The following is a 26,996-nucleotide window of genomic DNA, read 5'->3' on the forward strand; positions in this document are numbered from 1 at the left end:
ATCAATATTTGCGTAATTATTCAACTTTTTATATAAAAGTAAAATTAATTTAAATAAATATGAAATTTTGTTTTAACTATGTCACTTTACAGGGTTATAATGACACAAATTTAAATCACTCTTTACTCTAAAGTGCTAAAAATTTCTAAGTAGCTTTTCAAACTGCACACCATACCATGTGCGATTATCATCTTTTAGCGTGATCTTAATGCTCTCAAGCACAAAATTTGCTGCCTTTTTGATAGCATTTTGCATGCTTTCACCATTTGTCAGCGAGCCAAAAAGCACCGAAGCGAAAATGTCGCCAGTGCCACTTGCATGAAACGGCAAATACTCATGAAAATACTCCACTTTTTCTTTTGTCTTTGCATCGTAAGCTATGATGCCACACTCGTTTTGCCTATACCTAATGCCCTTTAAAACGACCTTTTGCGCACCAAAACCAGCCAAGCCCTCAAGCAACTCCAAAATATAATCCTCGCCGTATCCCTCTCTTAGAAATGGCTTAGCGCACATAAAACTTGCCTCAGTTATGTTTGGCGTGATGACGTGAGCCTTTGTGCAAAGCTCCCTCATCTTTTCCACAAATTTCTCATCAAAACCGTGATACAGCTTGCCATTATCACCCATGCAAGGATCCACAAGCCTTAGCAAAGAGCCGCTATCAAATTCAGCAAAGACCTTCTTAATAAGCTCAAGCTGCCTAAAACTACCTAAAAATCCAGTGTAAATTCCATCAAAGCTGATGCCCTCTTTGTGCCAAACCTGCGTTATAGCGTCAAATTCATCAGTTAGATCACGAAAAGTGAAATTTTTAAAGCCAGTGTGAGTTGAGAGCAGTGCCGTTGGCAAGATGCACGCCTCGATGCCTTGGGCGCTGATTATGGGAAGTGCGACAGTGAGCGAACATTTACCCACGCACGAGATGTCTTGTATAGTTAAAATTCGCTTCATCTATCATCTTAATTTATAAAATTTAACGCCAGCAACGTCAGCTTGATAAACCGCGCCATCTTGCAAGAGCTTGTTTAAAATTTGCTTTGAGTGCTCTGAGAAATTTTCTTCTACATTTGCCGTAGTTTGCGGGCGGCGCTCTAGCATGGCTAAAATTTCACTCTTGCTAAATTCATACTTTTGCTCTATCTTGTGAGCCCTAGCTATGGTAACTGGCACGCCGTTTATCTTGCTTGCTAGCTCTTCAAGCCTGCTAGCATCCACGCCTTTTACATTGTAAGCTGGCGGGCGATCTATCGTGCCCACATCCACTCGGTGCGGTGCTATCTCATTTATAGCCTCATTAAGCGCCATAAATTCCTCTTCTTTGTCATTAAATTCAGCCACGACCAAAATTTCAAGCACAAGCTCGCCCTTAAATTCCTTGCGAAATTTAGCCATTGCTTTTATAAGTTCATTTATTTCTATGCCACTTTTGTTGCGGTCTATCTTTTTAAATGTGCTTTGCACGGCGCTATCAAGGCTAAATTTCACTATATCAAGCCCTTGCAAGGCTTCACAAATTTTTTGATCCCTCGCGCCTGAGCCATTGCTTAGGATAAGAGTTTTTACCTTGCCCTTTATCTCATTTACTTTTACTATCAGCTCTTTTAAGTGCGGATAAAGAGTTGGCTCGCCATTTGCTGTAAGCGTAATGACATCGATATTTTGATGAACTTTTAAGGCTTCTTTTAAAGCGCTTATGATCTCATCAATGCTTGGCGGATTTTCTATCTCTTCAACTGGCTTTGCGCCCTTTAGCTCGCAATAAACACAGTCAAAATTGCATGATTTTTGCTTTGGGCTTAGATCGATGCCAAGGCTCATGCCAAAACGGCGCGAATTTATGGGCCCAAAGATGAGAGTGCTATCTTGCACTTTTTCTTTGAACCTCTTTTATGAAATATTTTGCGTGCTCTACTGGCACATCAGGTAAGATCCCATGACCAAGGTTAAAAATATGCGGCGCACCCTTCATCGTGCTTAAAATTTTATCCACGCCCTCGTCGATCGCCTTTTTGCTATATAGCCTTGTTGGCTCCATATTGCCCTGAAGGACGTATCTTGGACTAAGTTTTTCTTTTGCTAGTTCGATCGGCGTGCTCCAATCAACGCCAAAAACATCAAATTTGCCTGAAATTTTATCTAAATAGCCACTGATACCTTTTGGGAAAACTATGACTGGGATCTCTGGAAATTCAGCCTTTACGCTATCAACTATCTTATTTATATAGCTAAATCCAAACTCAAAATATGCCTGCTCTTCAAGCGCAGCCGCCCAGCTGTCAAAAATTTGTACGGCATTTACGCCAGCTTTTATCTGCTCTTTGACGTAAAGAATGAGCGCTTGCGTCACTTTTTCTAAAATTTGATGCAAAAATTCTGGATTTTCATAGAGCATTTTTTTGCAGACCGCATAATTTTTGCTGCCGCCACCCTCTATCATATATGTAGCTATCGTCCAAGGTGCTCCGCAAAAACCAATGAGCGCCTTATCTTTGGCTAAATTTTCTCTTGTAAGTTTGATCGTGTCATAGACGTATGCTAAGCTTTTAACCGATCTTTCGACGCTAAGTGCATCAAGTGCGGCCTCATCACGCAAAGGCTTTGTAAAAACTGGTCCCTCGCCCTTTTCAAAGCGTAGATCCATACCCATTTCAAGTGGCACGACAAGGATGTCGCTAAACAAAATCGCCGCATCAACACCAAGAATTTCAACTGGCTGAAGCGTGACCTCGCTAGCTTTTTTATAGTCTTTACAAAGTGATAAAAAGTCCCCTGCTTTAGCTCTTACAGCCATATATTCTGGTAGATATCTGCCAGCTTGGCGCATCATCCAAACAGGCGTGTATGGCGTAGGTTTTTTAAGGCAAGCGTCTATGAAAATCATCAAATTTCCTTTAAATTTTTAAATGGATATTATCCAAAAATAGCTAAAGAAAAGATGTAGGAGAAATTTTAAGCGTAAAAACGCTTAAAATTTTAGTGTTCGCCCTTGTGAAGGAAGTAAAGTCCAAGGCAAAGTGCGAGGATAGAAGCCGCAAGATAGGCCATCTCAAGCGGAGTTGTGAAATTTGCATGAAGCACTCTTTGGAAGAAATTTACGATGAGGACCATGACGATCACTTTGCCAAGCTTGTCTTTTAGCTCATCAAGCGAATGCACTTCAAGCACCTTACTCTGCTTTGACTGCTTTAGCTGCGTGATCTCTGAGATGAAAAGCTCGTAAATTCCGAAGCTAAATATATAAAGAACAAGCGCCATCAAGTATAGATCGATCGCTCCAACGATCTCGACAACGACTTCTGAGTGGAAATTTTCAACGTGAAAATCTGCAACAAAGAAATATTTATAAACCTCTAAAATCACCTTGCCGACATCATAACTTGCGATGATGAAAAGCACGATCGCACCTAAAAGTCCAAAGACTACCGGAAAAAGCGTGAAGCTGTTACTTGCAAGCAAAATTCTCTCGAATATTTTACGCAATAAAAACCCTTTTTATGAAATTTAAAAAGGTGGTATTTTATAGTTTTTTCCTTAAATTTTAGGTGCAAGATCGCAATTAATTTTAGCGCATACTACTCCTGCATCGTGATCCATTTTTGTGCGATCCTAACGGCATTTGTCGCAGCTCCCACGCGGATCTGATCGGCACTGCACCAAAGGTGAAGTACATTTGCTCTAAAGTTATCAACCCTGATCCTACCAACATAAGTCTCGTTTGTATCGCTTGAGATAGTAGGCATCGGATACTCTTTTTTAGCTGGATTATCGACTACAACGACGCTTGGTGCCTTGCTTAATATCTCTCTTGCCGCATCTGCGCTCACGTCTTTGTCAAAGTGGATAGTGATCGCCTCAGAGTGGCTTCTAAGCACTGGCACACGCACGCAAGTTGCGCTCACTTCGATATCTTTGTGAAGGATCTTTTGCGTTTCATTGACCATTTTCATCTCTTCTTTTGTGTAGTCATTGTCCAAAAAGACATCGATGTGAGGGATCACGTTTAGCGCTAAGCGGTGCGCAAAGACCTTTGGCTCGCACTCATCAAGCTTAAATTCAAAAAACTTTTGCATCTGCACAACAAGCTCTTCCATGCCCTCTTTGCCAGCGCCACTTGCTGCTTGATAGGTAGAAACATCGACCCTGTTGATGCCAAAAGCGTCATTTAGTGGTTTTAAAATTTGCACCATTTGGATGGTTGAGCAGTTTGGATTAGCGATGATGCCGCGGTTTTTCCACATGGCAATGTCGCTTGGGTTACACTCAGGCACGACTAGCGGGATATCTTTATCCATCCTAAAATGGCTGGTGTTATCGATGACTACTGCACCGCTATCAGCTGCAAATTTAGCAAATTTCTCTGAAACTGAGCCGCCTGCGCTAAAAAATGCGATATCGATCTCATGCTCGCTAAAAACTTTCTCTGTTAGCTCTTTTACTTTGTAGTTTTTGCCTTTAAATTCTATCTTACTGCCAGCACTTTTGGCACTTGCAAGCGGCAAAAGCTCACCAACTGGGAAATCAACCTCTTCCATAACTCTAAAAAGCTCTTCGCCGACCGCTCCTGTCGCACCAACGACCGCTACGTTAAATTTTCTCATCTGCTCTCCTTGGTTTCTTTTAATTTTCTTAATTTGCATAATTTTACTAGCCAAAAACTTAAATTTTTACCTATTTTTTACTTCTCGCCTGCAAAAATAGATCTTTTGGCAAAATTTCATCGCCCTCGCTTAGTATCGCCGCACGCTGCACAACTGAGATGAGCTCTCTTATGTTGCCTGGATAGTCATAGCCTAAAAGCTCCTCTTTGGCTGCTTTTGAGAAATTTTTAGCCTCAAAACCATACTCTTTGCAGCATTTTTCTAAGGCATCTTGTGCGATAGGCAAAATTTCATCTTTTCGCTCGCGAAGTGGCGGTATAAAAAGTGGGATCGTGTTTAGGCGGTAGAAAAGATCCTCTCTAAACCTGCCCTCGTTCATCGCAAGCTCTAAATTTGCATTTGTAGCGCAGATGATGCGAACGTCTATCTTTTCGCTCTTTGTGGCGCCAAGTCTTGTTATCTCACGCTCCTGCAAAGCACGAAGCAGCTTTGGTTGTAAATTTATTGGCATCTCGCCGATCTCATCTAAAAATAGCGTTCCGCCATTTGCCAGCTCAAACTGCCCTTTTTTGGTAGTCGCAGCGTCAGTAAATGCGCCCTTTTCAAAGCCAAAAAGCTCACTTTCTATCAAATTTTCAGGTATCGCAGCCATATTTAAAGCGATAAAAGCGGCATCTTTTCTTGGTGAGTTTGCGTGGATAAATTTAGCAAAGACCTCCTTGCCAACGCCGCTTTCGCCACTAAGCATGACTGAAGCATCGGTTCTTGCAGCTTTTAGTGCGATATTTAGCGTGGCTTCAAGTGCCTTTGACGTAGCTAAAAAGCCACTATTTTCGCTTTTTTCTTCAGTTTTTTTTATGCTTTTTGGAGTCTTTTGTTTTAGCGCCTCTACTCTTTTTATCGCCTCGTAAAGGGTTGAGACGTCAAATGGCTTGGTTAAAAAGTCCTTCACGCCAAGCCTAACGCTTTCGATCGCCTTATTTAGCGTGGCGTTGCCAGTCATTATGATGACGTCAAATTTGCCGTTTAGCTCTTTTATAAACTCAAGTCCGTCCATTTTTGGCATGTTTATGTCGGTGATGATTAGATCAGTGTCGTCGCCTAGCTTTTTTAGAGCCTCAACTGCGCTCTTATAGCTTTTGATGTTTAGCTCATCGTACTCGCCAAGTGCGATCTCAAGCGACTTTCGCATATTGATGTCATCTTCTACTATGACGATATTCATTTGATCTCTTTTTTATTGAAGTGTGCCGATGATAGCGGATTTTGGCTTAAATTCCACCATAAATCTAACTGGTAAAATTTTCAAATTTGAAGCGTTTGAAATCTGTGTATTTTTGACATTAAGCTCATTTTTTATCATCGCTTTTTTTAAGACAAAGCAGTCAAAAATTTCATCTTTGTGTAAATTTAAAAAGTCAAGAGTTGTGGAGTTTTCATCTTTAAAAGCGTCTACCTGGCAAAGAAATTTTGGTTTTGGATTTGGCGAAAGGGTCATCGCCTTTGAAAATGAAATTTCCTCATGAGCGATGATATGATTTGTCGTATCGATCTTTGCCCAGAAGATAAACTCCTCCAGGCAAAAGGCGAAATTTAAAAGTATCGTTAGTAAGAAAAGACTTCTCGCCACTTATCTTCGTCTATCTTAAGCTCCATATTTACCTTATAAAGCCCGTCTTTGAAATTTTCATTCACGATCCTCGCGTTTTTAACAAGGCCTTGAACCTTTGAAGTGATAGATGAGTCGTTTAGCATCGCGTCTCTTACGGTGTCTTCAGCGTTGATCTTTACGCCGTAAAGCTTGCCTGCAAGCTGAGAATAAGCATCAGCCATCGCTGCTCTTTTTGCAAGAGTGACTGACTGAGCGTATGAGAGCGAATTTAGCGGAGCTATGCCCTCGCCTGTGGCTCTAAAAGTGGTCTCTCTTGGAGCGCTATCATATATCATCTTCTCTTTTTTCATCACCTCTCTAAGATCGTCTTTATCGACCTTTTGGATGACTACGTTGCGGTTTGATGTGCTAGTTGGCTCGCCCATAAAGCCGTTAAATGAGCAGCCGCCAAAAACAGCTATCATCAAAGCAAAAGATAAAATTTTAACCTTCATAAACAACCTTTTTTATGCTTTTATTTAAAATTTAATAGCAAAATTTATTCCAAAAGCCCCATATCTTCGCTTGGTGCTTCGTCCTCGTCCTCGCCATCATCTGCCTTAGGGCATCTTGCGATACTTACAACATCATCGCCATCGACATTTACGACGATAACGCCGCTTGTATTACGTCCTGCTTTGCGGATGCTTTGCATATCAACTCTTATCATCTTGCCACTTGATGTTAGAGCCATCAGATCTTGCTCTTCATCAACCATCACAACGCCCACTAGATCGCCTGTTCTGCTTGTTAGCTTCATGCAGATGACGCCTTTGCCACCGCGGTTTGTCAAGCGGTACTCATCAGCGGTTGTGCGCTTGCCGATACCTTTTTGAGATATGCTTAAAATTTCTTGATCATTGCTTTCGATGACTGCAGCACCCACGACCTCATCGCCTTGCTCTTTAAATTTAATGCCAGTTACGCCGCGTGCAGTTCTTCCCATTTGGCGAACTTTGCTGATCTTAAATTTAAGACACATGCCCTTTTTAGTAACGACAAATAGCATTGTCTCATCGCCTGAGTTTGCGTCCTCTTCGGCATTTACATTATCTTCATCGATCTCATTTTGAAGCTCTTCAACTTCAAGCACCTCTGTCTCAACGCTTAGCTCGTTTTCAGGATCGGTGACTGGCATATCATCATATGTTTGAGCGATGAGCGCAGTTACTAGCTCGTCGTTCTCATCAAGGCTGATCGCTCTTACGCCAACTGAGCGGATGTTTTTAAACTCACTTAAATTTGTGCGTTTTACGATGCCATTTTTAGTGAAGAATGCTAGCGATTTACTCTCATCAAAGTCAGTCGTTGGGATGATCGCTTTGATCTTCTCATCAGGCTGCAACTGGATCAAATTTACAACTGCTTTGCCCTTTGCCGTGCGGCTTCCCTCTGGGATCTTATATACTTTTAGCCAGTAGAGCTGTCCGCGGTCAGTCACAAACATAAGCGTATCGTGAGTATTTGAAGTAAAGAAGCTCTCTATAAAGTCATCATCGTATGTCGTGACCGCTACTTTGCCCTTGCCACCGCGTTTTTGCTTCTCGTACTGCTTGCTTGGCACACGCTTGATGTAGCCGCGGTGAGTTATGGTTACTACCATATTTTCATTTGGTATAAGATCTTCGATGTCGATATCATCGTAGTCATCAACGATCTCAGTTACTCTTGGTACTTTAAATTTATTTTTGATCTCTAAAAGCTCTTCTTTGATCAAATTTTCAAGCAATGTCTCGCTCTTTAAAATTTCATCAAGTCTTGCGATCTCAGCCATAAGCTCGGCCAGTTCAGCCTCTAGTTTTTCTCTCTCTAGGCCTGTAAGCTTGCTTAGACGCATATCAAGGATAGCATTTGCTTGAAGCTCTGAGAGGTTAAATTTACTCATCAAGCCTTCTCTAGCAACCGCTGTATCGGCACTATTTCTAATAAGCTCGATCACCTCGTCGATGTTATCAAGTGCGATCTTTAGACCCTCTAAGATGTGGGCTCTTGCGCGCGCTTTTTCAAGCTCAAATATCGTTCTTCTAATGATAACGGTTTTTCTGTGATTTAAAAATAGCTTAAGTAGCTCAATAAGGTTAAATACCTTTGGCTCTTTGTTATTAATAGCAAGCATAATAACGCCAAAAGTGCTCTCCATCGTGGTTGATTTAAAGAGATTATTTAGCACGATGTCGCTCATAGCGTCGCGTTTTAGCTCGATGACTACGCGGATGCCGTCCTTGTCAGACTCATCTCTAACCTCACTGATGCCATCTATCTGCTTATCTTTTACAAGCTCAGCGATCTGCTCGATAAGCCTTGCTTTGTTTGTTTGATAAGGTAGCTCGTCGATTACTATGACGTCTTTGTTTGGCTTTTTTTCTATGTGAGTTTTGGCTCTTAGTTTGACCCTACCACGACCTGTGCGGTAGGCCTCTATGATGCCTTTTTTACCAAAGATGATACCGCCGGTTGGAAAGTCTGGACCTTTTATAAATTCCATCACCTCTTCAAGTGTCGCCTCTTTGTTTTCAAGAAGTAGCAAAAGACCGTCTATCAGCTCATCAAGGCTGTGTGGTGGGATATTTGTCGCCATACCGACCGCAATACCGCTTGATCCGTTTAATAGTAAATTTGGCACACGGCTAGGCAAAACATCTGGCTCGACCTCTCTATCGTCGTAGTTTGGTACAAAATCAACCGTATCTTTATCGATATCTTTTAAAAGCTCTTCAGTAAGCATGGTCATTCTAGCTTCGGTATAACGCATCGCAGCTGCGCTGTCGCCGTCAATCGAGCCAAAGTTTCCTTGTCCATCAACGACTGGATAACGCATAGAAAATTTCTGAGCCATACGAACAAGTGCGTCATAAACCGCTATGTCGCCGTGTGGGTGGTACTTACCGATGACTTCACCGACGATACGAGCTGACTTCATATAGGCACTTCTGCTGCCAACGCCGAGGTTATCCATAGCGTATAAAATTCTTCTATGAACTGGCTTTAGTCCGTCTCTAGCGTCAGGCAAAGCACGTCCGACGATGACACTCATAGAGTAGTCAAGATAGCTATTTTTTATAGAATCTTCGATATCAACTGAAGCGATATCTTGAGTTAATTCAAGTAGATTGTCTTTCATTTTTATCCTTAAATTTAGCTTGTGGGATTTTAGCCAAAAATTGATAAAAACTTTCTAAGGGCAAAGCGGCCTGGGTTAAATTTAACCCTTAAGCACGCTCATAATATGTAGCTCCGTTTGAAAAACGCTTTGTGTAAAGTGGGGTGTAAGGCACAAGATCAGCGTGTCCTGCGTAGAGCCTGCCCTCTGGTTTAAGCATCCTATGCAGCCTCTCGACGCATTTTAGTCTAAATTCGTCGTCAAAATATATCATCATATTTCTTGAAAGGACGATGTCAAATTTACCAAGATTAAACATCGCATCGTCAAAGACATTTAAAATTTTAAACTCACACCTTGGCAAAATTTCCTTTTTGATGAGAAATTTGTCATCTTTTTTTGTAAAAAATCTCTCCTTTTGAAACTCGCTTAGCCTATGTAAGCTCCTCTCGCCATAGCTTCCAACGCTACAAGCTTGTATGGCTTCTGAGTTTATGTCGATGCCAGTTAGCTGGATATCACTTTGTTTAAGACCAAATTCATAAGCAAGCATAGCAAGCGAATAGGTCTCATCGCCAGTTGAGCAAGGCGCGCATAAAATTCTAGCCTCCCCAAGCTCTTTTGCGTAGTAGATCACGTCTTTTAGCTGTGCTAGCTCTCTATAAAAATATGTCTCATTTACGGTGACTAAATTTAAAAGATCTTGCCTAAGCAGCGTGTCAAATCTTATCATCGAAACTAGATCTTTAAAGCTTTTTATCTGGCGGTTTTTGGCAAATATACTAACTCTTTGCAGAGTGATGTCCCGCTTTGGCTCCAGATCAACACCGCAAAGCGTCTTTATAGTGCTCATAAATTCGTTAAATCCATCCATATCGCTTGGTGCTTTTGCCTCTAAAACTTCGCTTTGTTTATCCACTTTGTTAAAAAGCATTTAAAAACTCCTCAAGCTCTTTTCTTATCATCATTAAATTTAACGATTTTAAATTTTGATTTAGCTCCTTAGCACGCTTTGGCATGCCATAAACTATGGCGCTCTCTTCGTTTTCAGCTATGCATTTTGCGCCTGCTTTATAAAGCTTATCAAGCCCAGCTGCACCATCATCGCCGATGCCAGTTAGCAAGATCGCAAGTAAATTTACATTTTTGGCGATCTGCGTGCCTGAGTTAAAAAGTACATCAACATTTGGCGTGTATATCGTTTTTATCTCAGGTTGTGGCTTTGCGCTAACTGGCAAAGTCGCTGAAATTTCAAAATTTTGATCACAGATATAGACGATATTTTCTCTTAAATTTGTCTTTTCGCTTAGAATTTCAACATTTATGTTGCACTCCCTGCCCATTTGCGTGACAAATGAGTTTATAAACATCTTATTCATATGCTGAGCGATGACGACCATCGCACCATTTAAATTTATATCTTTTAATAGTTTTTTTATATGACCTGGGCCTCCTGTAGAAGCCCCTATTAAGACCAGTTTTTGAGCCACTAATTGCCTTTAAATTTAAAATTTATCGCACAAATCAAGTTCTAAATTCACCAAGTTTTGCATTTAGCGTATCTGTCATCTTATTTAGATGCTCAGCAGCTGATGCTATCTCTTCTACGCTTCTTGTGCTTTGAGATGAAATTTGACTTATGCCCTCCATGCTTTTTACTATATCGTCAATATCCTTGCCAGTCTTTATATAGTCCTCGATAGTTTTATCAGATAGTCCTATGGCTGATCTCATGATATCACTCATATCTCGTATAGTCTTTTGCGCGTTGTTTGCTACGCCTGTTAGCTCGCTTATTTGCTTAGAATTTATACTCATTTGCTCGCTGCTTTCATTTATCGCTTGAACGATGACGTTGATAGTTGCGTTTATCTCAGTTAAGCTCTTTTGAGTGCGCTCAGCTAGCTTTCTAACCTCATCTGCAACGACTGCAAAGCCACGTCCATGCTCGCCTGCACGTGCTGCTTCGATGGCTGCATTAAGAGCTAGTAAATTTGTCTGATCTGCTATGTCATTGATAACCACAAGCACTGATTTTACCTGCTCGGCATCTCGGCTAAGCTGCTCGATCTTGCCAGCCATTTGATTTTCAATATCTGATGTCTGAGCGATCTCTGAAGATAAATTTGAGATGGTATTTAGCGTCTCATCAACGTAACTTAGCGCCTTTTTAAGATCATCTTTGCCACCTTTTGCAACTTCGATTGACTCTTTCATATATGATTGTATCTCAGTGCAATCCTTCCCAGCATCCTCAACTATCTTGCTTGAGTTTTCTACCCCGCGGCCAGTTTGGACTGAGGTTGAGCTAAGCTCGTTTGCGATGGAGCTGTTTTCATTTGAGATATCTTTTGCCTCCGAGATCAAAACCCTTACTTTTTCTATAAATTTATTTATAGCTTCGCTCGCTTTTGCTATCTCATCTTTACCTACAACTTCTAGTTTTCTTGTTAGATCGCCATCGCCACTTGAGAGGTTTGTAGCACGCAAGATTAGCTCATTTAGTGGTTTTGTGATAGAAATTTTAGAATAAAGCATGGCAACTATTAGTGAGATGATTAAAACTACGACGGCTATGACGATGAAATTTGTAGTGTTTGCCTTGGCGTCATTTTGCATGGTAGCTGAAATTTTATCTATCTCTTTATACATACCCTCAAGATTAACAACAGACATCAGCACTACATCTTCATGAAAGAGGTTTAGTTTTAGCCCTTTTCCTATCTTTCTAATCGTTGAGCCATCTTTTGCTTTAGCTACAAAATTTACAAAAGCGCCCTCGCTATTTTCTGAGGCTTTTTGCATAAGATCTTTTATGTATTTATAGCCATCTGCGTCAGTTGCTTCAAGTCTATCAAGACCGTTATACTCAGGCACTCCAGGACTTGAGATAACCACGCCTTTTGTAGTGTAGATACTAAAGTATCCCTTTTTATCATCGCCAAATCTAGCCTTTGAGAGATAGTCGATGATATCTTCTTTTTGATCTTCAATGGTCTCGTTTGCGTCGTCATAAACCTCTTGAATTTTTAGCAAAATGTTTGAAACGATATCCATCTCCTCGCTCAAAGCTGCCCTTTTGTCGGCTAAGATCGTTTCAGTCAGCTGTTTGGTGGAAAATTCTATCGCTTTGTTTTGCTCGTAAATGTTTAGAAAGACTAAGATAGCTCCAAGCACCAGTAGGGACGAGACGATCATCATCGTCACTTTTGATGAAATTTTCATAATACCTCCTTTTTAATGTTTAAATTTCCTTAATTTTGAGATTATAGTACTATTAAAGTGCAATATTTACTTTTTATTTGTGATCTTATATAAAAAGCTAAATATCTCAGCCACCGCTTTATATAAATTTGGTGGTATCTCTTGATCGACCTCGACTTTGCTTAAAATTTCAATGAGATCAGGATCCTCTTTGATCGGTATATCGTGCTCTTTTGCAAGGCTTATTATCTTGTTTGCTATCTCACCAGCACCGCTTGCAAGCACCTTTGGAGCGTTATCTTGCGATCTGTTGTAGCCAAGAGCGACAGCTTTTTTCTTATTTACTTGCATCAAATTTTCTTATCAAAGCCCACATCAAGGCCGCCAAAATTTTTAAATCTATCGTTTAGCTTCACCTTTGGCAAGGTTTTGATGTTAAAATTTGAAACGATTAGTCCAAGCTTTGAGATCGCTTGCTTTAGCTCGCTTGAATTTCCTAAAATGAGCTCCTTAAACTCATTTGTCTGCGTTGCCACCGATAGATCGATATAGCGTTTATCCACAAGCCCCACCATCACATTTATCTGGCCAAATTTCTTAAAATTTAGATCGATTTGGGCATAAAATTTATCCTTTTTGCCCTGTTTAAACGCGACATTTCCGCCCTCCACGCCGTCCCAGATATAAGGCATATAAGTTTGTATGCCTCCTTGCAAGCTTGAGACCATCTGATGCATTTCTATTTGAGAGATCATCTTGTTTGCAGCATTTACGCTCTGGGCATTTTGGCTCTTTTCACTTATGTTTAAAAGCGTGCTTTTTACATCTTGATTTAGCACCTTTGAAATTTCACTCTGGCTCTTTGTCGTGATGTTGTTTATATCATTAGTGGCTAGTTTTAGCTGTTTTAAAAGCGCCTTACTCTCAGATAGCTCGCTTTTTGCTGTGCTTGCTTCTGGGTCTGCTAGGCTAAGGCTGTGCGCGAGGCGTCTGGCCGCACTTTGGAGCTTATCTTGCAAGCTGCCCTCTTTCGAGACGTCGCTAACCTCGTTAAATGCCTTTACAAGTCCAGCCTCATCGCCTATGTTATTTAGCATTTTTAGATCGTTTTTTAGGTTTTCAAGGATAGATTTTAACTCTTTGTGGTTTGAACTAAAAGCCACACTTTGATTTAGCTTTTCACTCGCTAAATTTGCTACCTTCTCGCTTAAATTTGAGATGAAATTCTCCATCTTGCCGATCTGGCTTTTAACCGCGTCTGCGCTTTGATCTTTTGAGAAGTTTTTATCTAGAAATTTAGCCACATTATCAAGCTTATCCACATCTTTTAAAAGCGTTTTTATGCTTGAGTTATCAAGGAGATTTTTAGCGTCACCACTCGCTTTTTCAAGCATAGAAGTAAGCTTCATAAATGAGTTTTGATTATCCAAGCTCTCATCATTTAGAGTTAAAATTTGACTAAGTAAATTTTGATTTGAGAGATTTTTTATATCGCTTAGTAGCTTTTGTATCGAGCTTGGCAGTTTTTCTGGAGTAAGCGCATCTTTTAAATTTGCTTCAAGCATGACACCTGAGTTTTTGATCTGATCATTTAGCGAGCCAGCTTTAAGATCGGCTATTGGTTTTAGAAATTCTTTTAGTTTTAGTGCAAGGCTCTTTATCTCAGGGCTTTCATTTTGCGCAGCTTCTACCTCTAGGCTTTTTGCAAGGTCTGAGAGCTCACTTGCTAAATTTGGAGCGATCTTCGTATCTTTTGCCTGAGATAAAATTTGCTCTGCTTTACTAAGGCTTGAAGCACTTTTTAGATCATCAAGCACCCTTGCAACTAGCTTACCAACGTTATCAAGAGCATTTGAGATGGTCTGCTCACTTGGCGTCCCAGCTGGCTGATTTTTAAAAAGCGAGCCTTCATTTTTACGGACAGGTGCGTTTTGGGCGGCGTTTTGCCCAGTTTGAACCGAGGTGTTTGATATATTTAGAGAATTTGCTACGTCCATTTTCTACTTTTTATTTTCTCTATCGGCAAAATTGCCATTTTGCTGAATAGTCGCGATGCCAGCCGTCCTTGCAACGAGCCTGTCGTTGTACTCTTTTCTCATGTGCTGCGGTATGGTCTTTTGCGTTAGCGCAAATAAAATGAGCCCAACATAAAGCACCAAATAGACATAGATAAAGCCAAATGCACCAAAAATTTTCATCGCATAGCTCATAAGAAGCGGCGAGAAAAGCGAGGCAAAAGAGTAGCTAAAAAGCAGCGCGCGTGCCACTTGGACGCTCTTTGTCTTGTCTGTGATCTCGTCATTTGCCCTAGCAAGCGAAAGTCCGTATGTGCAAAAAATGCCACCACCAAAGAAAAATGAGAGGATGTATTGAACGATCAAATTTGAGCCATTTAGCAAAAATAAAACCGCACTGATTAAAGATACAACGCTACAAAGCAAGAGCGCTGGGCGTCTGCCATATTTATCTGAAAAGCCTCCGATAAATGTTTGAGCCAAAAAGCCCCCAGCCATCGCTATAGTCATAAAAAATGACGCCTCTTTTGCACTATATCCTTGAAGCAAGACAAAGAGGCTTGCCATAGAAAAAAAGCCATTTATCGCAAGTCCTGCAACGAGCGCTCCCACGAGTGCTAGCGGGACGATACCAAAAATTTTTGGGATGTTTATGGGTTGGCGCTGCGGGATTTGAGGCTGGTTGATGCGGATTAAATTTAAAGGTATGCTTGAGAGCATGATAAAGGCTGCGCTGATGATGAAAATTTCAAATGCGCTAAGATCAAGTGCTAAGATCAAAATTCCAAGTCCAAAGCTCGTGTAGAAAACGCACTCGTAAAAGGCGATGACGCGCGATCTTATCTTGTTTGGGATCTTAGCATTTAGCCAGCTTTCTATAACCATCAAAAGTGCGTAGTAGCAATATCCCAAAAAGGCTCGCAGTATCGCCCAAAAGATCAAATTTTCACTTATGGCGTGAAGCATGGCTGAGACTGCAAATATAGCTGAAAAGATAGCAAAAGCTCTGATGTGGCCGGTGGTTGAGATGACCCTGTGCGCTGTGATCGTGCTAATTAACGCTCCTATGAAAAATCCAGTGTTAATTAGTCCAATCGCAAGCTCGCCTACGCCATTTTGCTTAAGAAGCGCACTACAAGATGCGATGACTAGGCCATTGCCTATAAAAAGCAGGCTCATGCCCAAAAATAGCGGTCCCATCGAGCGAATGATCCTAAAGCTACTTGCCATCTGCGTCCTTTCTTAAATTATTTTGCATTATCCCAAAGATAAAAGCTCCAATAGGCATCGGAGCAAGCCCCACTAAAAAGCCAGGCACGTTTAGTAAATTTTCATTTTTTAAAAATATAAATCCAAAAAAAAGTATCGCGTAAGCGACCAAACGATAAGGCATAAATGCCGCCACAAAGCTTCTATCTTTAAATGAAAATTTCTGCTTTTTTAGCCTTGCTTTTTCATCTTTTAGGCTAAATTCCTTTGGCACTTCGGCTAAATTTTTATCCTCTTCATCTTCGCCCTCTTCTTCTATCTTGGCTAAAATTTCATCTCTTGCATTTTCAAGCCTTGAGTTTATGCGGTTTTTATAGGCAAAAAAGCTAGCCGTTAGGATGATAAGCGAGGCAAAAAATGAAATTTGCGAGCTTATAAAAAATTGATTTGATATAAATTTGCCAACCACGCTAAGGGCTAGCCAAAGCGCAAAGTAGCAAAGAAAAAGCCTGCTAATCGTCCTCGTCATCATCGTCTTTTTTATAGCCTTTATATCTAGCCTCATCCTTTAGCTCATCTAGGCTTTTAACCTGCGCTTTGTAGGCTTTATAAACGTTTAAAATGGCAGCTGCGATGCCAAAGGCAAGCCCTATCCAAAGCGCTGGCGTGAAATTTGTAGCCTTTTTTACAAGATACCCCAGCCCAGTGCCGATCACCACAGCCACGACCATCGATATGCCAAGGCTTAGCTGCTCAGCTCCGGCAACGATATCTTTTATCTTAAATTTTGCCATTAGGCTTTTATCTCCAAAAATGCCTCTTTAGCTGCATTTATCGCTAGGTCGATATCCGCTTCGCTCATCGCATCGCAGACAAATCCCGTCTCAAACTGACTTGGCGCTAGATAAATTCCTCGCTTAAGCATCGCTTGGTGAAATTTAGCAAAGAGTTTTGTGTCGCTCTTTAGCGCATCATCGTAGTTTTTCACGGCATGGTCTGTAAAAAAGTAGCCAAACATCGAGCCACGAACATCGGTTTGTATAGCGATGCCAGCGCTTTTTGCTGCCTCTTTGAAGCCGTCCATTAGCTTTTTAGCTAGTTTTTCAAGTCTAGCGTATAAATTTACATCGCTATTTATCTTAGAAATAGCCGCTATGCCAGCGCTCATCGCCACTGGGTTGCCACTTAGCGTGCCTGCTTGATATACTGCACCCTCAGGGCTTAGACAGTCCATAATTTCAGCCTTGCCACCAAATGCAGCGACGTTCATGCCTCCACCTATAACTTTGCCAAATGTGACAAGATCGGCATCTACTTCGTGAAATGGATATGAGCCAAGGCGAGAAGCCCTAAAACCACTCATAACTTCATCAAGTATAAGCACTGCGCCAAATTTATCGCAAAGCTCTCTAAGCTCTCGTAAAAATTTCTTATCAGCTGGCACAAGCCCCATATTTCCTGCGATTGGCTCGATTATGACGACGCCGATTTTGTCTTTATTGTTTTCAAAGATGGCTTTTACGCTCTCTATATCGTTGTAGATAGCTAAAAATGTATTTTTCACAACGTCTTGTGGCACGCCGCCGCTTGAAGCATTGCCGTATGTCGTTGCGCCACTTCCTGCCTTGATAAGAAGTGCGTCGCTGTGTCCGTGGTAGCAGCCCTCAAATTTGATAAGTCCATCTTTTTTGGCATATCCTCTAGCCACTCTGATAGCACTCATAGTAGCCTCTGTGCCAGAGCTAACGAAGCGAATTTTATCTATTTGTTTAAACTCATCACATATTAGTTTTGCTAGAGCGGTCTCTTTTGGGGATGGAGCGCCGTAAGAGACGCCTTGTTTTACAGCAGAGATGATCGCTTCTTCTATGTCTTTGTCGCAGTGACCAAAGATGAGCGGTCCCCAGCTTTGGATGAAGTCAAGGTATTTTTTGCCCTCGACGTCGTATAGATAAGCTCCCCTAGCGTGATCTATCATCACAGGCTCGCCTCCAACGCTGCCAAATGCACGAACAGGTGAATTTACGCCGCCTGGGATATATCTTTTAGCTTCACTAAATGCCTCTTTATTTGTCATTTTTTATCCTTTTGATTTTGTGTTTTTAAATTTGTCTTTTGATTATCTTTTTGATTTATTGCTGGCTTTGCTGGTGACTTTGGTGCCTGCGTGTTAGCTGGCTTTGCGGGCTCAGCTGGTTTTGTTGGGGTGCTTTTAGCTGGTTCTGCTGGCTTTGCAACAGGCGCAGTTTTAGTGGGTTCAGGCTGTTTTTGCGTAGTAGCAGGCGTGGCTGACTTGGCTAAATTTTGCGATTTTGCCGCTTTTGCAGGAGATTTCATCTGATTTGTGATGTATTCATAAAGTATAGTTGTCTCCTCGTCTGTCAAAAAGTAGCTTGGCATGACGCCCTTTGGCTTTGTTAGAGCTGCTTTAAAGCTTTCAAAATCTATATCATTTATCTTTGGTGCTCTAAGCTCATCATCAACCGTTTTGTTTGTCTTTTTGTCAAAGTGCTTGTATTTAGAGATTAGGCTGCCCTCGCCCTTTGCGCCGTGACATTTATCGCAGCCTATGCCACGTGGATTTAGGTAGAGCATCTTGGCGTACTCGGTCTTTGTTATAAAATCAGCACCAAAAATCGCCACGCAAAAAAGCAAAATCAAAAAAACAGACCTCATAAACCTCTCTTTTAAAAATTTAATTTATTTTTAGGTATGATACCACCCTTGTGATTAAAAAAGCTTTTAAGTAAGGATCAAATATGAAAATTTTAGACGGAAAAGCCGTATCTTTAAAGGTCAAAGAAAGCGTAAAAGTAAGAGCTGATGAGTTAAAGAAATTTGGTGTTGAGCCAACCTTAGCTGTCGTCTTGGTCGGCGAAGATAAGGCATCTCAAACATACGTTAGAGCCAAAGAGAAAGCCTGCAACGAATACGGCATAAAAAGCGTAGCTCACCGTCTAAGCGAAAATACAACCCAAAACGAGCTTCTAGCACTTATAAACGTGCTAAATTTAGACGATAGCATCCACGGCATCTTGGTTCAGCTACCGCTGCCAAAGCATATCGATACAAACGTCGTGCTCGCAGCGATCGATCCACGAAAAGATGTAGATGGCTTTCACGCTGTAAATGTTGGCAAACTTGTTAGCGGACTTGATGGCTTCGTGCCTTGCACACCGCTTGGTGTGATGGAAATTTTAAAAGAGTATGGCATCGAAGTAGCTGGACTAAATGCAGTGGTGATTGGCAGAAGTAATATCGTTGGCAAGCCTATGGCAAATTTACTCCTAAACGCCTCTGCAACGGTTACCGTGACACACAGCAAGACTAAAAATTTAAAAGAAATTTGCAAAAATGCTGACCTCATAGTTGCAGCCATCGGCAAGCCATTTTTCTTAAAGGCTGATATGGTAAAAGATGGCGCAGTAGTCGTTGATGTGGGCATAAACAGACTTGATTATGGCAGGCTTGTGGGCGATGTGGATTTTGAAGAGGTCGCACCAAAATGCTCATACATCACGCCTGTTCCTGGCGGCGTTGGCCCTATGACCATAGCCATGCTTTTAAACAACACAATCCTTGCTGCACAAGCAAAGATAGCTAAAAACTAAAGAGTGAGATAATGAAGAGAGCTTTTACTAAATTTTATGACTTTTGCTCGAGCTGGACAGGCACGGTTATCATCGTTTTGCTTGTCATTTTCTTTGTGGCTCAAGCCTTTGTGATCCCGTCTGGTTCGATGAAAAACACACTTTTGGTTGGGGATTTTTTATTTGCTAAAAAATATGTCTATGGCATACCAACACCAAGAATTCCTTGGCTTGAGGTGAAAATTTTACCTGAGCTAAATGACAATGGTCACCTTATAACTGGCGATGGTCCTGCAAGGGGCGATATAGTCGTTTTTCGCTATCCAAACGATGAGAAAACTCACTTTGTAAAGCGCTGCTTTGCAACTAGCGAGGACGAGATCGTTTTTACTGAAAAAGCCCTCTATCTGCGCCCAAAAGAGGGAGATAGCTTCATAAAGGCAAACTGCCGTGAAAATTTAAATGGCAAAGAGAGTAAATTTGGCTATTCATGTAACGATATAGCCGAGCTTGATGGCAAACTTTTTATAAAAGAGCCATATAGATTTAGTGGCATCCACTACGACGAAAATGTAAATTTATTTGAACAGATGGTTTTCATGCTAAATACTAATAAATCAAACGTTTTTATGAAGCCAGCGCTCATTAGCTCACTACCGCAAAATCCAAATTTCAACTTTAATGCATTTTACGTCAAAGTGCCAAAAGATGAGTACTTTATGATAGGCGACAACCGCGATCACTCAAATGATAGCCGTTTTTGGGGAAGCGTGGCTTACAAAGATATAGTTGGACAGCCTTGGTTTATATATTTTAGCTGGGACAATAACTACAATGTGCGCTGGGAGCGTATCGGACGCTTTGTAGATACGATAGAAAATGATGAGTTTTTCACAAAACAAGCTCTAAAAGAGGGAGAAGTTGATGGACTTCACTAATTTTGATCCCATAAAAGTCGCCACTATCGTCATCTCTTTAATAATCGCCATCGTCGGTCACGAGATCGCTCACGGATATGTCGCTTATAAATTTGGCGACAACACCGCAAAAAGCCTTGGCAGACTTAGCATAAATCCTATAAAACACATCGATCTTGTTGGCACTATCATTGTGCCACTGGTGCTTTATCTAAGCACTGGCATGATGTTTGGCTGGGCAAAACCAGTGCCTGTAAATACCTACACAGTCGTGCGAAATGGCGGCTACAAGGCAGCTATCTACGTAAGCCTAGCTGGCATTTGCTACAACATCATCCTAGGCATCTTGTCGCTTTTTGTGTTAAAAGCTTTATTAAACATAGAAACCTTTGAAATTTTACTTCAGTTTTTATTTACGCTTGCGCTTTTAAATTTGATGTTAGCCATCTTTAACCTCTATCCGATTCCGCCACTTGATGGCTTTCACGCGCTCGAGTATGCGCTTAGAAATTTTGGCTTTCACGCACTGGCAGAAAAGCTTGAGGGTATCTCAAGATATGGCTTTGTCATCCTTATCATCATCCTCATTTCGCCTTTAAAAGATACTATCTTTTATCCAACAAGATACGTTTTAGATATCGCAAGCGCCTTTATAAATGGCTAAATTTAGAGCAAATTTGCTCTAAATTTTTGGCTTTGTGATCTTATAAGAGTACTCTTTTTTAAATTCCTCTTTTGGCGCAAGGCTAAATTTAAGCTCCACCTTGCCATCTTTACTGATATCTTTTTTATCAAAGCCCTTTATCTCGACCTTTACCGCCTCGTCAGCAGATACTGGCACGCGATCAACCAAAGTGACATCGACACTTTTACTTGAGTTATTTTTGACACTTATCTCATAGCCCTCTTCGCTTATGCGGTCTTTGCCAAGAAGCGAGCTCTTTTTAAATTTATTTAATCGCTCTTTTTTAAGCTCGATTAGCTCGTTTTGTCCTAAAAATAACTGCACTGGCTCATCTTTTGCTTTCATCTCAAACTCGCTTGGACTACCAACACTCACACCATTAACATAAAACTGCGTTTTAGCTGGCGTTAGGTCGTCATTTAGCTTAAAGCTAGCTACATTATATGCCTTTAGCGAACCATAAAAATCAGCAAAAACGCTAAAATTTGCATCCATTTTTTGTGTATCGTAAGTTATATATTTGCTCTCGCCTTTTGCTAAATTTATCCCATCTATCTTCCAAATTTTGGCAAACTCATTCTCATCTCTTTGCACACGCATATCAGCGACCTCAGCAGCGACTTTCGCAGCTCTTAGCATATTTTTTGAAGCGCCGTAACCATCAGCCTCTGCCTCGCTCTCCTCGTACCAAGGGTAAAACTTGCTTGGGGCAAGAGCCTTTTGATATCTGGTCGGATAGATGGCGAGCTTTAAATTTTTAACATCACTTGCAAAAGGGTTGGTGAGCAAAATTTCTTGTTTTATCAAGATATTTTTGTTTTTCATATCTGCATAAATTTCATTTAGCGTCTTTGGAGCCTCATCATCCATATATGAAAGCGTCGTCTCTTTTGGACTGCAAGCAAATTTCATATCAAGCTGCAAAAATCCAGCCATCTCGCTCTTTGGTTCATTTTTTTTAAGCGCTTCAAGCTCGCTTTTAGCAGCTGAAATTTTCTCGATATTTTCTAGGCTAAATTTATAAAACTCATCAGCTCTTTTTGTCACATCGTTACTTTTATCTTCTCCTACCAAAGCTTGTTCTATAAACCTGCCTCTTGCATTTAGCGCCTCAAGTTTATTATTTAAATTTACAACTTCTTGCTTCCATTTTATGTAACTTTGGTTATTTTCTTCGCTGATCTTTTTTAGATTAGCATTCGCGTCACAATCCCCATTTATAGTGATGCTCTCACTCTCCACACCCTCTGGCACAAAGGCGCTAAAAGAGCTGTTTGCGTCACTAAATTTTTGAGTGATGATGGTTTGATCTGTGTAGATCTCTATCAAATTTTCATTTGCAAAGGCTAGCGTAGAAGCCACTAAAAAGAGCACTTTTTTCACATTTTCTCCTTTAAATTTTTGGTAAATTATAGCTTCATTTTGGCTGAGAGTAAAATTTTATTTTAATGCAACTTTGACTATAATCAACAAAAAATTTAACGGACTTTTCATGAAGATAGACAAAGTTTTCTTAGCTAGCGATCACGCTGGTTTTGAGCTAAAAAACGAGCTTAAAGAGGCCATTAAAGGGCTTGGATACGAAGTGGTTGATCTTGGTACAAACGATAAAAATAGCGTTGATTACCCTGATTATGCGCATTTGTTAGCGAGCAAGCTTGAACCTAACTGCTACGGCGTGCTAGTTTGTGGCACAGGCATTGGCATCTCAATCGCTGCAAATAGGCATGAAAACGTAAGGTGTGCCCTTTGCCACGATGAATTTACCGCTAGGCTTGCCAGAGAGCACAATGACGCAAATGTCATCGCTTTTGGCGCAAGGGTTATCGGTGCAGGTGTGGCTATCTCGGCGGCTGAAGCCTTTTTAAAGACTGAGTTTGTAAGTGGCAGACACGAAAGGCGCGTGCAAAAAATAGAACTTAAGGCAGGCAAATGATAGGCGAGTGGATCGTTTTTACCGCTCTTGTTTGTGCTGCGATCTACCTAACCGTCATGGTTTTTTACTTCAAAACGCTTCTAAAAAAAGAGCGTGCGACAAAAGATTTTATGAAAAATAACCTCCAAGACACCGAGGTCGTCATAAGAAAATTTCAGATCCAACTCCAACGAAGTCTAGGCAACATCGACATCTTGACAGACGAGCTAAACAAAACCAAAAACGACGTAACCTCACTTCGCACAAGAAATTCCCAGTACCGCCTAGAAAACGACAAGCTAAGACAACGCATACGTGAGCTTGAAGGCAAGATCGAAGCGCTACTATAACCTCAAATTTAAGGAAATTTATGAAAATTTTAGATCAAAAAGGCAAAGAATTTTTACTAAACTCTATTCGCTGCATAAACGATTTTCCAAAGCCTGGCATAGTTTTTCGCGACATCACGACGCTGCTAAACAACAAAGAGGCATTTAACTTTTTGATAGATCATTTGGTGGCTAGATACGAGGATGCAAAGATTGATTACATAGCTGGTATAGAGTCTCGTGGCTTCATCTTTGGTGCGGCGCTTGCAGCAAGGCTAAGGCTGCCTTTTGTACCTATTCGCAAGCCAAAAAAACTGCCATATATCACGCTTTCTCAAAAATATAGCCTAGAGTACGGCGTCGATGAAGTGCAAATTCACATCGATGCTTTTGGAGAAAAAGCAGGCGCTAGAGTACTTTTGATGGACGATCTAATAGCAACTGGAGGCACTGCAAAAGCTTCAGTTGAGCTTATCAATCAAACTAACGCAACCTGCGTTGAAGCGTGTTTTCTTATAGATCTAGTTGATCTAAAAGGTAGCGAAAAGTTAAAGTCGCTTACTAAAATTTACAGCGTTTTAGAGGTTTAGCATGGAAGAGTTTTTTATAGAGCTGCTTAAAGAGTACGGCTACATCATACTTTTTGTCTGGTGTATCATGGAGGGCGAGATGGCCTTAATAATGGCTGGAATTCTTGCTCACACCACACATATGCACATCGCGCTTGCTATCTTTGTGGCTGGACTTGGAGGCTTTGTAGGGGATCAAATTTACTTTTATTTAGGGCGTTACAATAAAAAATACATCGCAAAAAGGCTTCACACGCAGCGGAGAAAATTTGCAGTGGCGCACATAATGCTGAAAAAATATGGCTGGCCGATCATCTTTTTGCAACGCTATATGTATGGTTTTCGTGTCATCATCCCGCTTTGCATAGGACTTACTGGCTATGACGCTAAAAAATACGCCTTTATAAATTTGATCAGCGCTTGGTGCTGGGCGGCGATAACGACCATACCTGCTTGGATACTTGGCGAGCATATACTTGTGCTTTTGCAAGAAGCAAAAGAGCACTGGTACGTCGCTATCCCAGTGGTTGCTATATTTATGGGGCTTTTGATCTATGCATTTAAACGCATCGAAAATAAAATTTTAAACGAAAGGAGAGACAGAAGACATGCAGTTTCAAATAGTTGATAAAAAATTAAAAGACATAAAAGCTGATATTGAACTAATTTTCGTAGTTGATAAGGACTTAAACCATAAATTTATAAGCGATAAAGAGGCTATTAAATTTAACAATTACAAAGGCGAGAGCGTCCTTATCTTAAGCGAGGTAAAAAGGGCTTACGTGCCACTTTCTAAGCTTGATCTTGACGAACTAAGAGTTGCAGCAGCTAAAGCTTATAATGCGCTAAAATCGTTAAACATCAAGAGCATAAAGCTAGCTTCTTACGTAGCGGAGTGCCGAAAATTAAGCTTTGAGGCGCTAGCTGAGGGCTTTTTGCTTGGAAGCTATGAATTTAACAAATACAAAGAGAAAAAAGAGAAATACTCGCTTGAAAAGATACTCTTTAGCACAGAGGAATTTAATGCGCAAAAAATCGATATAAAGGCTGCAGAAGAAGGCTTTAAAGAAGCAGCGATCATCGCCGAGGCTACAAATTTTGCAAAAGATATCGTAAATGAAATCCCAGAAATTTACACACCACAAAAGATGGCACAGGACGCACAAAATTTAGCTAAAAGCCACGCGAGCATAAAGTGCGAGGTCTATGACGAGAAATTTCTAGCAAAAGAGAATATGAACGCATTTTTGGCGGTAAATCGTGCAAGCGTGCATAAACCAAGGCTTATTCACCTAACCTACAAGCCTAAAAAGTCTAAAAAACGCATCATCTTTGTTGGCAAAGGGCTAACATACGATAGTGGCGGCCTTAGCTTGAAGCCGGCTGATTATATGCTTACTATGAAGTCAGACAAAAGCGGTGCAGCAGCAGCTCTTGGCATCATAAAGGGTGCGGCTGAGCTAAATTTACCATTTGAAATTCACGCCATTTTAGGCGCAACTGAAAATATGATCGGCGGCAACGCCTACAAGCCTGATGACGTGCTAATTTCAAGAAGTGGCATTAGCATAGAGGTGAGAAACACCGATGCAGAGGGACGTTTGGTCTTGGCTGACTGCCTAAGCTACGCACAAGACTTTAAGCCAGACATCCTAATCGACATGGCAACCCTAACTGGCGCTTGCGTCGTGGGACTTGGCGAATACACAACAGGCATAATGGGCAACAATGAGAACCTTAAAAACGAGTTTAAAAGCAAGATAAAAGATAGCGGCGAGCTAGCGACTACGCTTGATTTTAACCCTTATCTTAGCGAGCTTATCAAAAGCCAGATCGCAGACGTTAGCAACTGCGCATCTAGCAGATATGGCGGAGCGATCACGGCTGGCATGTTTTTAGCCAAATTTATCAAAGATGAGTATAAAGATAAGTGGCTACACCTAGACATCGCAGGCCCAGCATACCGAGAAAAGGCCTGGGGATACAACCAAGCAGGTGCGAGTGGAGCGGGTGTGAGGATGAATTTATACTTTTTACTAGCACTTAGCAAGGAGAATTGATGGGACTTTCAGTTGGAATAGTAGGCCTACCAAATGTGGGTAAATCAACAACATTTAACGCACTTACAAAGGCGCAAAATGCCGAGAGCGCTAACTATCCGTTTTGCACTATCGAGCCAAACAAAGCCATCGTGCCAGTGCCTGATAAGCGTCTAAATGAGCTTGCAAAGATAGTAAGTCCAAATAAAATTCAATACTCAACCATCGAATTTGTCGATATCGCAGGCCTTGTAAAAGGGGCAAGCTCTGGCGAGGGACTTGGTAATAAATTTTTATCAAACATCAGAGAGACCGAGCTAATACTTCACATAGTTCGCTGCTTTGAGGATGAAAACATCACCCATGTCGAGGGTAGCGTCGATCCAGTAAGAGACATCGAGATCATCCAAACCGAGCTGATACTAGCTGACATCGAGCAGTTAAATAAAAAGATAGAAAAGCTCACAAGAGAGGCGAAAGCAAATGCAAAAGGCGCTAAAGAGGCACTTGAGATAGCAAATTTACTTTTAGCTCACCTAAATGATGGCAAAAGCGCAAGCAGTTTTGAACAAAGAGATAGTGAGGCGTTTTTAGCGCTCAACAAAGAGCTAAGGCTTCTAAGCGCTAAAGAGGTAGTTTATGGCGCAAATGTCGATGAAGAGGGGCTTAGCGAAGATAATAAATTTGTAAAAGCACTAAAAGAGTATGCTAAAGCCTCAGATCACGAGGTGATCAAGCTTTGTGCTAAGGTCGAAGAGGAGCTAATAGGCCTAAGCGATGAGGAGGCTCACGAGTTTTTGGCATCTCTTGGCACGAGCGAGAGCGGTCTTGAGAAGATCATCAAAACGTCTTTTGCAAAGCTAAATTTGATAAGCTATTTCACCGCTGGCGTCGTGGAAGTTAGGGCTTGGACGATCACAAATGGCTGGAAAGCGCCAAAAGCAGCAAGCGTCATACACAATGACTTTGAGAGAGGCTTTATCAGAGCTGAAGTGATAAGCTATGATGACTACATCGCACATGGCGGCGAAAACGGAGCCAAAGAGGCTGGCAAGATGAGACTTGAAGGTAAAGACTACGTCGTGCAAGATGGCGACGTGATGCACTTTAGGTTTAATGTCTAAATTTAGCCCTTTTTGGGCTAAATAGCTAAAATTTATATATAAAATATT

29 protein-coding genes are annotated in these 26,996 nt (G+C 41.1%); 9 read left to right on the plus strand and 20 right to left on the minus strand.

Annotated elements, in window-relative coordinates; genetic code table 11:
- Window positions 1-135: 135 nt before the first annotated feature.
- The 19 genes from G6W42_RS03835 to G6W42_RS10795 form a co-directional block, all read right to left on the minus strand.
- Complete coding sequence (locus G6W42_RS03835; protein ID WP_194173017.1) at window positions 136-954, minus strand: pyridoxamine kinase; 819 nt, start codon at window positions 952-954, stop codon at window positions 136-138.
- Window positions 955-957: 3 nt separating this feature from the next.
- Window positions 958-1,872, minus strand: coding sequence for a radical SAM protein (locus tag G6W42_RS03840; RefSeq protein WP_194173018.1), 915 nt, complete (start codon window positions 1,870-1,872; stop codon window positions 958-960).
- Window positions 1,862-2,884, minus strand: a complete 1,023-nt coding sequence (hemE, locus tag G6W42_RS03845; protein WP_194173019.1) for a uroporphyrinogen decarboxylase — start codon at window positions 2,882-2,884, stop codon at window positions 1,862-1,864. Before hemE ends, G6W42_RS03840 begins: the two co-directional genes overlap by 11 nt.
- A 92-nt stretch (window positions 2,885-2,976) precedes the next feature.
- Entirely contained in the window at window positions 2,977-3,483 is a 507-nt protein-coding gene (locus G6W42_RS03850) for a YqhA family protein (RefSeq protein ID WP_194173020.1), read from the minus strand.
- Window positions 3,484-3,575: 92 nt separating this feature from the next.
- Window positions 3,576-4,601 (minus strand): aspartate-semialdehyde dehydrogenase, encoded by a 1,026-nt coding sequence (locus G6W42_RS03855; protein WP_194173021.1) that lies wholly within the window; start codon window positions 4,599-4,601, stop codon window positions 3,576-3,578.
- Window positions 4,602-4,671: 70 nt separating this feature from the next.
- Window positions 4,672-5,826: a sigma-54-dependent transcriptional regulator gene (locus G6W42_RS03860; RefSeq protein ID WP_194173022.1), complete on the minus strand. Its 1,155-nt coding sequence runs from the start codon at window positions 5,824-5,826 to the stop codon at window positions 4,672-4,674.
- A 12-nt stretch (window positions 5,827-5,838) separates the two neighbouring features.
- Complete coding sequence (locus G6W42_RS03865) at window positions 5,839-6,231, minus strand: hypothetical protein (RefSeq protein WP_194173023.1); 393 nt, start codon at window positions 6,229-6,231, stop codon at window positions 5,839-5,841.
- Complete coding sequence (locus G6W42_RS03870) at window positions 6,207-6,707, minus strand: LPP20 family lipoprotein (protein WP_021090035.1); 501 nt, start codon at window positions 6,705-6,707, stop codon at window positions 6,207-6,209. Before G6W42_RS03870 ends, G6W42_RS03865 begins: the two co-directional genes overlap by 25 nt.
- A gap of 44 nt (window positions 6,708-6,751) precedes the next feature.
- Entirely contained in the window at window positions 6,752-9,373 is a 2,622-nt protein-coding gene (gyrA, locus tag G6W42_RS03875) for a DNA gyrase subunit A (protein ID WP_194173024.1), read from the minus strand.
- A gap of 88 nt (window positions 9,374-9,461) precedes the next feature.
- The gene (locus G6W42_RS03880; protein WP_194173025.1) at window positions 9,462-10,286 is read right to left on the minus strand and encodes a CheR family methyltransferase; all 825 of its coding nucleotides are present in this window, start codon (window positions 10,284-10,286) and stop codon (window positions 9,462-9,464) included.
- Window positions 10,276-10,842 (minus strand): CheB methylesterase domain-containing protein, encoded by a 567-nt coding sequence (locus G6W42_RS03885; RefSeq protein WP_021092891.1) that lies wholly within the window; start codon window positions 10,840-10,842, stop codon window positions 10,276-10,278. Before G6W42_RS03885 ends, G6W42_RS03880 begins: the two co-directional genes overlap by 11 nt.
- Before the next feature lie 34 nt (window positions 10,843-10,876).
- Window positions 10,877-12,577 carry a methyl-accepting chemotaxis protein gene (locus tag G6W42_RS03890; protein WP_194173026.1) on the minus strand — a complete coding sequence of 567 codons (1,701 nt, stop codon included), beginning with the start codon at window positions 12,575-12,577 and terminating at the stop codon, window positions 10,877-10,879.
- A gap of 66 nt (window positions 12,578-12,643) precedes the next feature.
- Window positions 12,644-12,910, minus strand: a complete 267-nt coding sequence (locus G6W42_RS03895; RefSeq protein WP_223227339.1) for a FlhB-like flagellar biosynthesis protein — start codon at window positions 12,908-12,910, stop codon at window positions 12,644-12,646.
- A complete protein-coding gene (locus tag G6W42_RS03900; protein ID WP_194173027.1) occupies window positions 12,907-14,553 on the minus strand; it encodes a flagellar hook-length control protein FliK in 1,647 nt (548 codons plus the stop codon). The genes G6W42_RS03895 and G6W42_RS03900 overlap by 4 nt, the downstream gene beginning before the upstream one ends.
- A 3-nt stretch (window positions 14,554-14,556) precedes the next feature.
- A complete protein-coding gene (locus G6W42_RS03905) occupies window positions 14,557-15,801 on the minus strand; it encodes an MFS transporter (RefSeq protein WP_103620176.1) in 1,245 nt (414 codons plus the stop codon).
- Complete coding sequence (locus G6W42_RS03910) at window positions 15,791-16,309, minus strand: hypothetical protein (protein ID WP_242042690.1); 519 nt, start codon at window positions 16,307-16,309, stop codon at window positions 15,791-15,793. Before G6W42_RS03910 ends, G6W42_RS03905 begins: the two co-directional genes overlap by 11 nt.
- Window positions 16,293-16,574, minus strand: coding sequence for an AtpZ/AtpI family protein (locus G6W42_RS03915; RefSeq protein ID WP_087582590.1), 282 nt, complete (start codon window positions 16,572-16,574; stop codon window positions 16,293-16,295). The genes G6W42_RS03910 and G6W42_RS03915 overlap by 17 nt, the downstream gene beginning before the upstream one ends.
- Window positions 16,574-17,857 carry a glutamate-1-semialdehyde 2,1-aminomutase gene (gene hemL / locus G6W42_RS03920; RefSeq protein ID WP_194173029.1) on the minus strand — a complete coding sequence of 428 codons (1,284 nt, stop codon included), beginning with the start codon at window positions 17,855-17,857 and terminating at the stop codon, window positions 16,574-16,576. Before hemL ends, G6W42_RS03915 begins: the two co-directional genes overlap by 1 nt.
- Window positions 17,854-18,456 (minus strand): c-type cytochrome, encoded by a 603-nt coding sequence (locus G6W42_RS10795; RefSeq protein WP_430640593.1) that lies wholly within the window; start codon window positions 18,454-18,456, stop codon window positions 17,854-17,856. Before G6W42_RS10795 ends, hemL begins: the two co-directional genes overlap by 4 nt.
- Window positions 18,457-18,539: 83 nt before the next feature.
- Between G6W42_RS10795 and folD the strand changes: the two genes are divergently transcribed.
- The 3 genes from folD to G6W42_RS03940 are packed head-to-tail and all read left to right on the plus strand — an operon-like array spanning window position 18,540 to window position 20,951.
- Window positions 18,540-19,391 carry a bifunctional methylenetetrahydrofolate dehydrogenase/methenyltetrahydrofolate cyclohydrolase FolD gene (gene folD, locus G6W42_RS03930; protein WP_194173030.1) on the plus strand — a complete coding sequence of 284 codons (852 nt, stop codon included), beginning with the start codon at window positions 18,540-18,542 and terminating at the stop codon, window positions 19,389-19,391.
- An 11-nt stretch (window positions 19,392-19,402) separates the two neighbouring features.
- Window positions 19,403-20,308 (plus strand): signal peptidase I, encoded by a 906-nt coding sequence (gene lepB / locus G6W42_RS03935; RefSeq protein WP_103639989.1) that lies wholly within the window; start codon window positions 19,403-19,405, stop codon window positions 20,306-20,308.
- Window positions 20,295-20,951, plus strand: coding sequence for a site-2 protease family protein (locus G6W42_RS03940; RefSeq protein WP_103577295.1), 657 nt, complete (start codon window positions 20,295-20,297; stop codon window positions 20,949-20,951). The genes lepB and G6W42_RS03940 overlap by 14 nt, the downstream gene beginning before the upstream one ends.
- An 18-nt stretch (window positions 20,952-20,969) precedes the next feature.
- On the opposite strand, the gene G6W42_RS10740 is transcribed toward G6W42_RS03940, so the two are convergent.
- Entirely contained in the window at window positions 20,970-22,355 is a 1,386-nt protein-coding gene (locus G6W42_RS10740) for a DUF4139 domain-containing protein (protein ID WP_194173031.1), read from the minus strand.
- 109 nt (window positions 22,356-22,464) lie between these two features.
- On the opposite strand from G6W42_RS10740, the gene rpiB reads away from it, so the two are divergent.
- The 6 genes from rpiB to ychF are packed head-to-tail and all read left to right on the plus strand — an operon-like array spanning window position 22,465 to window position 26,948.
- A complete protein-coding gene (gene rpiB / locus G6W42_RS03950) occupies window positions 22,465-22,908 on the plus strand; it encodes a ribose 5-phosphate isomerase B (RefSeq protein WP_194173032.1) in 444 nt (147 codons plus the stop codon).
- Window positions 22,905-23,237, plus strand: coding sequence for a hypothetical protein (locus tag G6W42_RS03955; protein ID WP_002939538.1), 333 nt, complete (start codon window positions 22,905-22,907; stop codon window positions 23,235-23,237). Before rpiB ends, G6W42_RS03955 begins: the two co-directional genes overlap by 4 nt.
- A 20-nt stretch (window positions 23,238-23,257) precedes the next feature.
- Entirely contained in the window at window positions 23,258-23,806 is a 549-nt protein-coding gene (gene apt / locus G6W42_RS03960) for an adenine phosphoribosyltransferase (protein ID WP_194173033.1), read from the plus strand.
- A 1-nt stretch (window position 23,807) separates the two neighbouring features.
- Window positions 23,808-24,413, plus strand: a complete 606-nt coding sequence (locus G6W42_RS03965) for a DedA family protein (RefSeq protein WP_054196332.1) — start codon at window positions 23,808-23,810, stop codon at window positions 24,411-24,413.
- On the plus strand, window positions 24,394-25,845 hold the full coding sequence (locus G6W42_RS03970) for a leucyl aminopeptidase (RefSeq protein ID WP_194173034.1): 1,452 nt from the start codon (window positions 24,394-24,396) through the stop codon (window positions 25,843-25,845). Before G6W42_RS03965 ends, G6W42_RS03970 begins: the two co-directional genes overlap by 20 nt.
- A complete protein-coding gene (gene ychF / locus G6W42_RS03975; protein ID WP_009294641.1) occupies window positions 25,845-26,948 on the plus strand; it encodes a redox-regulated ATPase YchF in 1,104 nt (367 codons plus the stop codon). The genes G6W42_RS03970 and ychF overlap by 1 nt, the downstream gene beginning before the upstream one ends.
- Window positions 26,949-26,996 lie beyond the last annotated feature (48 nt).

Origin of the sequence: Campylobacter concisus (assembly GCF_015230015.1) — a bacterium.
GTDB classification, from domain to species: Bacteria; Campylobacterota; Campylobacteria; order Campylobacterales; family Campylobacteraceae; genus Campylobacter_A; species Campylobacter_A concisus_AF.

What these genes read in the sequence shown, in the direction of transcription:
- G6W42_RS03835 (WP_194173017.1), bottom strand. Translation starts at nt 954, where the DNA reads ATGAAGCGAATTTTAACTATACAAGACATCTCGTGCGTGGGTAAATGT.
- hemE (WP_194173019.1), bottom strand. Translation starts at nt 2,884, where the DNA reads ATGATTTTCATAGACGCTTGCCTTAAAAAACCTACGCCATACACGCCT.
- G6W42_RS03855 (WP_194173021.1), bottom strand. Translation starts at nt 4,601, where the DNA reads ATGAGAAAATTTAACGTAGCGGTCGTTGGTGCGACAGGAGCGGTCGGC.
- G6W42_RS03860 (WP_194173022.1), bottom strand. Translation starts at nt 5,826, where the DNA reads ATGAATATCGTCATAGTAGAAGATGACATCAATATGCGAAAGTCGCTT.
- G6W42_RS03870 (WP_021090035.1), bottom strand. Translation starts at nt 6,707, where the DNA reads ATGAAGGTTAAAATTTTATCTTTTGCTTTGATGATAGCTGTTTTTGGC.
- gyrA (WP_194173024.1), bottom strand. Translation starts at nt 9,373, where the DNA reads ATGAAAGACAATCTACTTGAATTAACTCAAGATATCGCTTCAGTTGAT.
- G6W42_RS03880 (WP_194173025.1), bottom strand. Translation starts at nt 10,286, where the DNA reads ATGCTTTTTAACAAAGTGGATAAACAAAGCGAAGTTTTAGAGGCAAAA.
- G6W42_RS03890 (WP_194173026.1), bottom strand. Translation starts at nt 12,577, where the DNA reads ATGAAAATTTCATCAAAAGTGACGATGATGATCGTCTCGTCCCTACTG.
- G6W42_RS03900 (WP_194173027.1), bottom strand. Translation starts at nt 14,553, where the DNA reads ATGGACGTAGCAAATTCTCTAAATATATCAAACACCTCGGTTCAAACT.
- G6W42_RS03905 (WP_103620176.1), bottom strand. Translation starts at nt 15,801, where the DNA reads ATGGCAAGTAGCTTTAGGATCATTCGCTCGATGGGACCGCTATTTTTG.
- G6W42_RS03910 (WP_242042690.1), bottom strand. Translation starts at nt 16,309, where the DNA reads ATGACGAGGACGATTAGCAGGCTTTTTCTTTGCTACTTTGCGCTTTGG.
- G6W42_RS03915 (WP_087582590.1), bottom strand. Translation starts at nt 16,574, where the DNA reads ATGGCAAAATTTAAGATAAAAGATATCGTTGCCGGAGCTGAGCAGCTA.
- hemL (WP_194173029.1), bottom strand. Translation starts at nt 17,857, where the DNA reads ATGACAAATAAAGAGGCATTTAGTGAAGCTAAAAGATATATCCCAGGC.
- G6W42_RS10795 (WP_430640593.1), bottom strand. Translation starts at nt 18,456, where the DNA reads ATGAGGTCTGTTTTTTTGATTTTGCTTTTTTGCGTGGCGATTTTTGGT.
- folD (WP_194173030.1), top strand. Translation starts at nt 18,540, where the DNA reads ATGAAAATTTTAGACGGAAAAGCCGTATCTTTAAAGGTCAAAGAAAGC.
- lepB (WP_103639989.1), top strand. Translation starts at nt 19,403, where the DNA reads ATGAAGAGAGCTTTTACTAAATTTTATGACTTTTGCTCGAGCTGGACA.
- G6W42_RS03940 (WP_103577295.1), top strand. Translation starts at nt 20,295, where the DNA reads ATGGACTTCACTAATTTTGATCCCATAAAAGTCGCCACTATCGTCATC.
- rpiB (WP_194173032.1), top strand. Translation starts at nt 22,465, where the DNA reads ATGAAGATAGACAAAGTTTTCTTAGCTAGCGATCACGCTGGTTTTGAG.
- G6W42_RS03955 (WP_002939538.1), top strand. Translation starts at nt 22,905, where the DNA reads ATGATAGGCGAGTGGATCGTTTTTACCGCTCTTGTTTGTGCTGCGATC.
- apt (WP_194173033.1), top strand. Translation starts at nt 23,258, where the DNA reads ATGAAAATTTTAGATCAAAAAGGCAAAGAATTTTTACTAAACTCTATT.
- G6W42_RS03965 (WP_054196332.1), top strand. Translation starts at nt 23,808, where the DNA reads ATGGAAGAGTTTTTTATAGAGCTGCTTAAAGAGTACGGCTACATCATA.
- G6W42_RS03970 (WP_194173034.1), top strand. Translation starts at nt 24,394, where the DNA reads ATGCAGTTTCAAATAGTTGATAAAAAATTAAAAGACATAAAAGCTGAT.
- ychF (WP_009294641.1), top strand. Translation starts at nt 25,845, where the DNA reads ATGGGACTTTCAGTTGGAATAGTAGGCCTACCAAATGTGGGTAAATCA.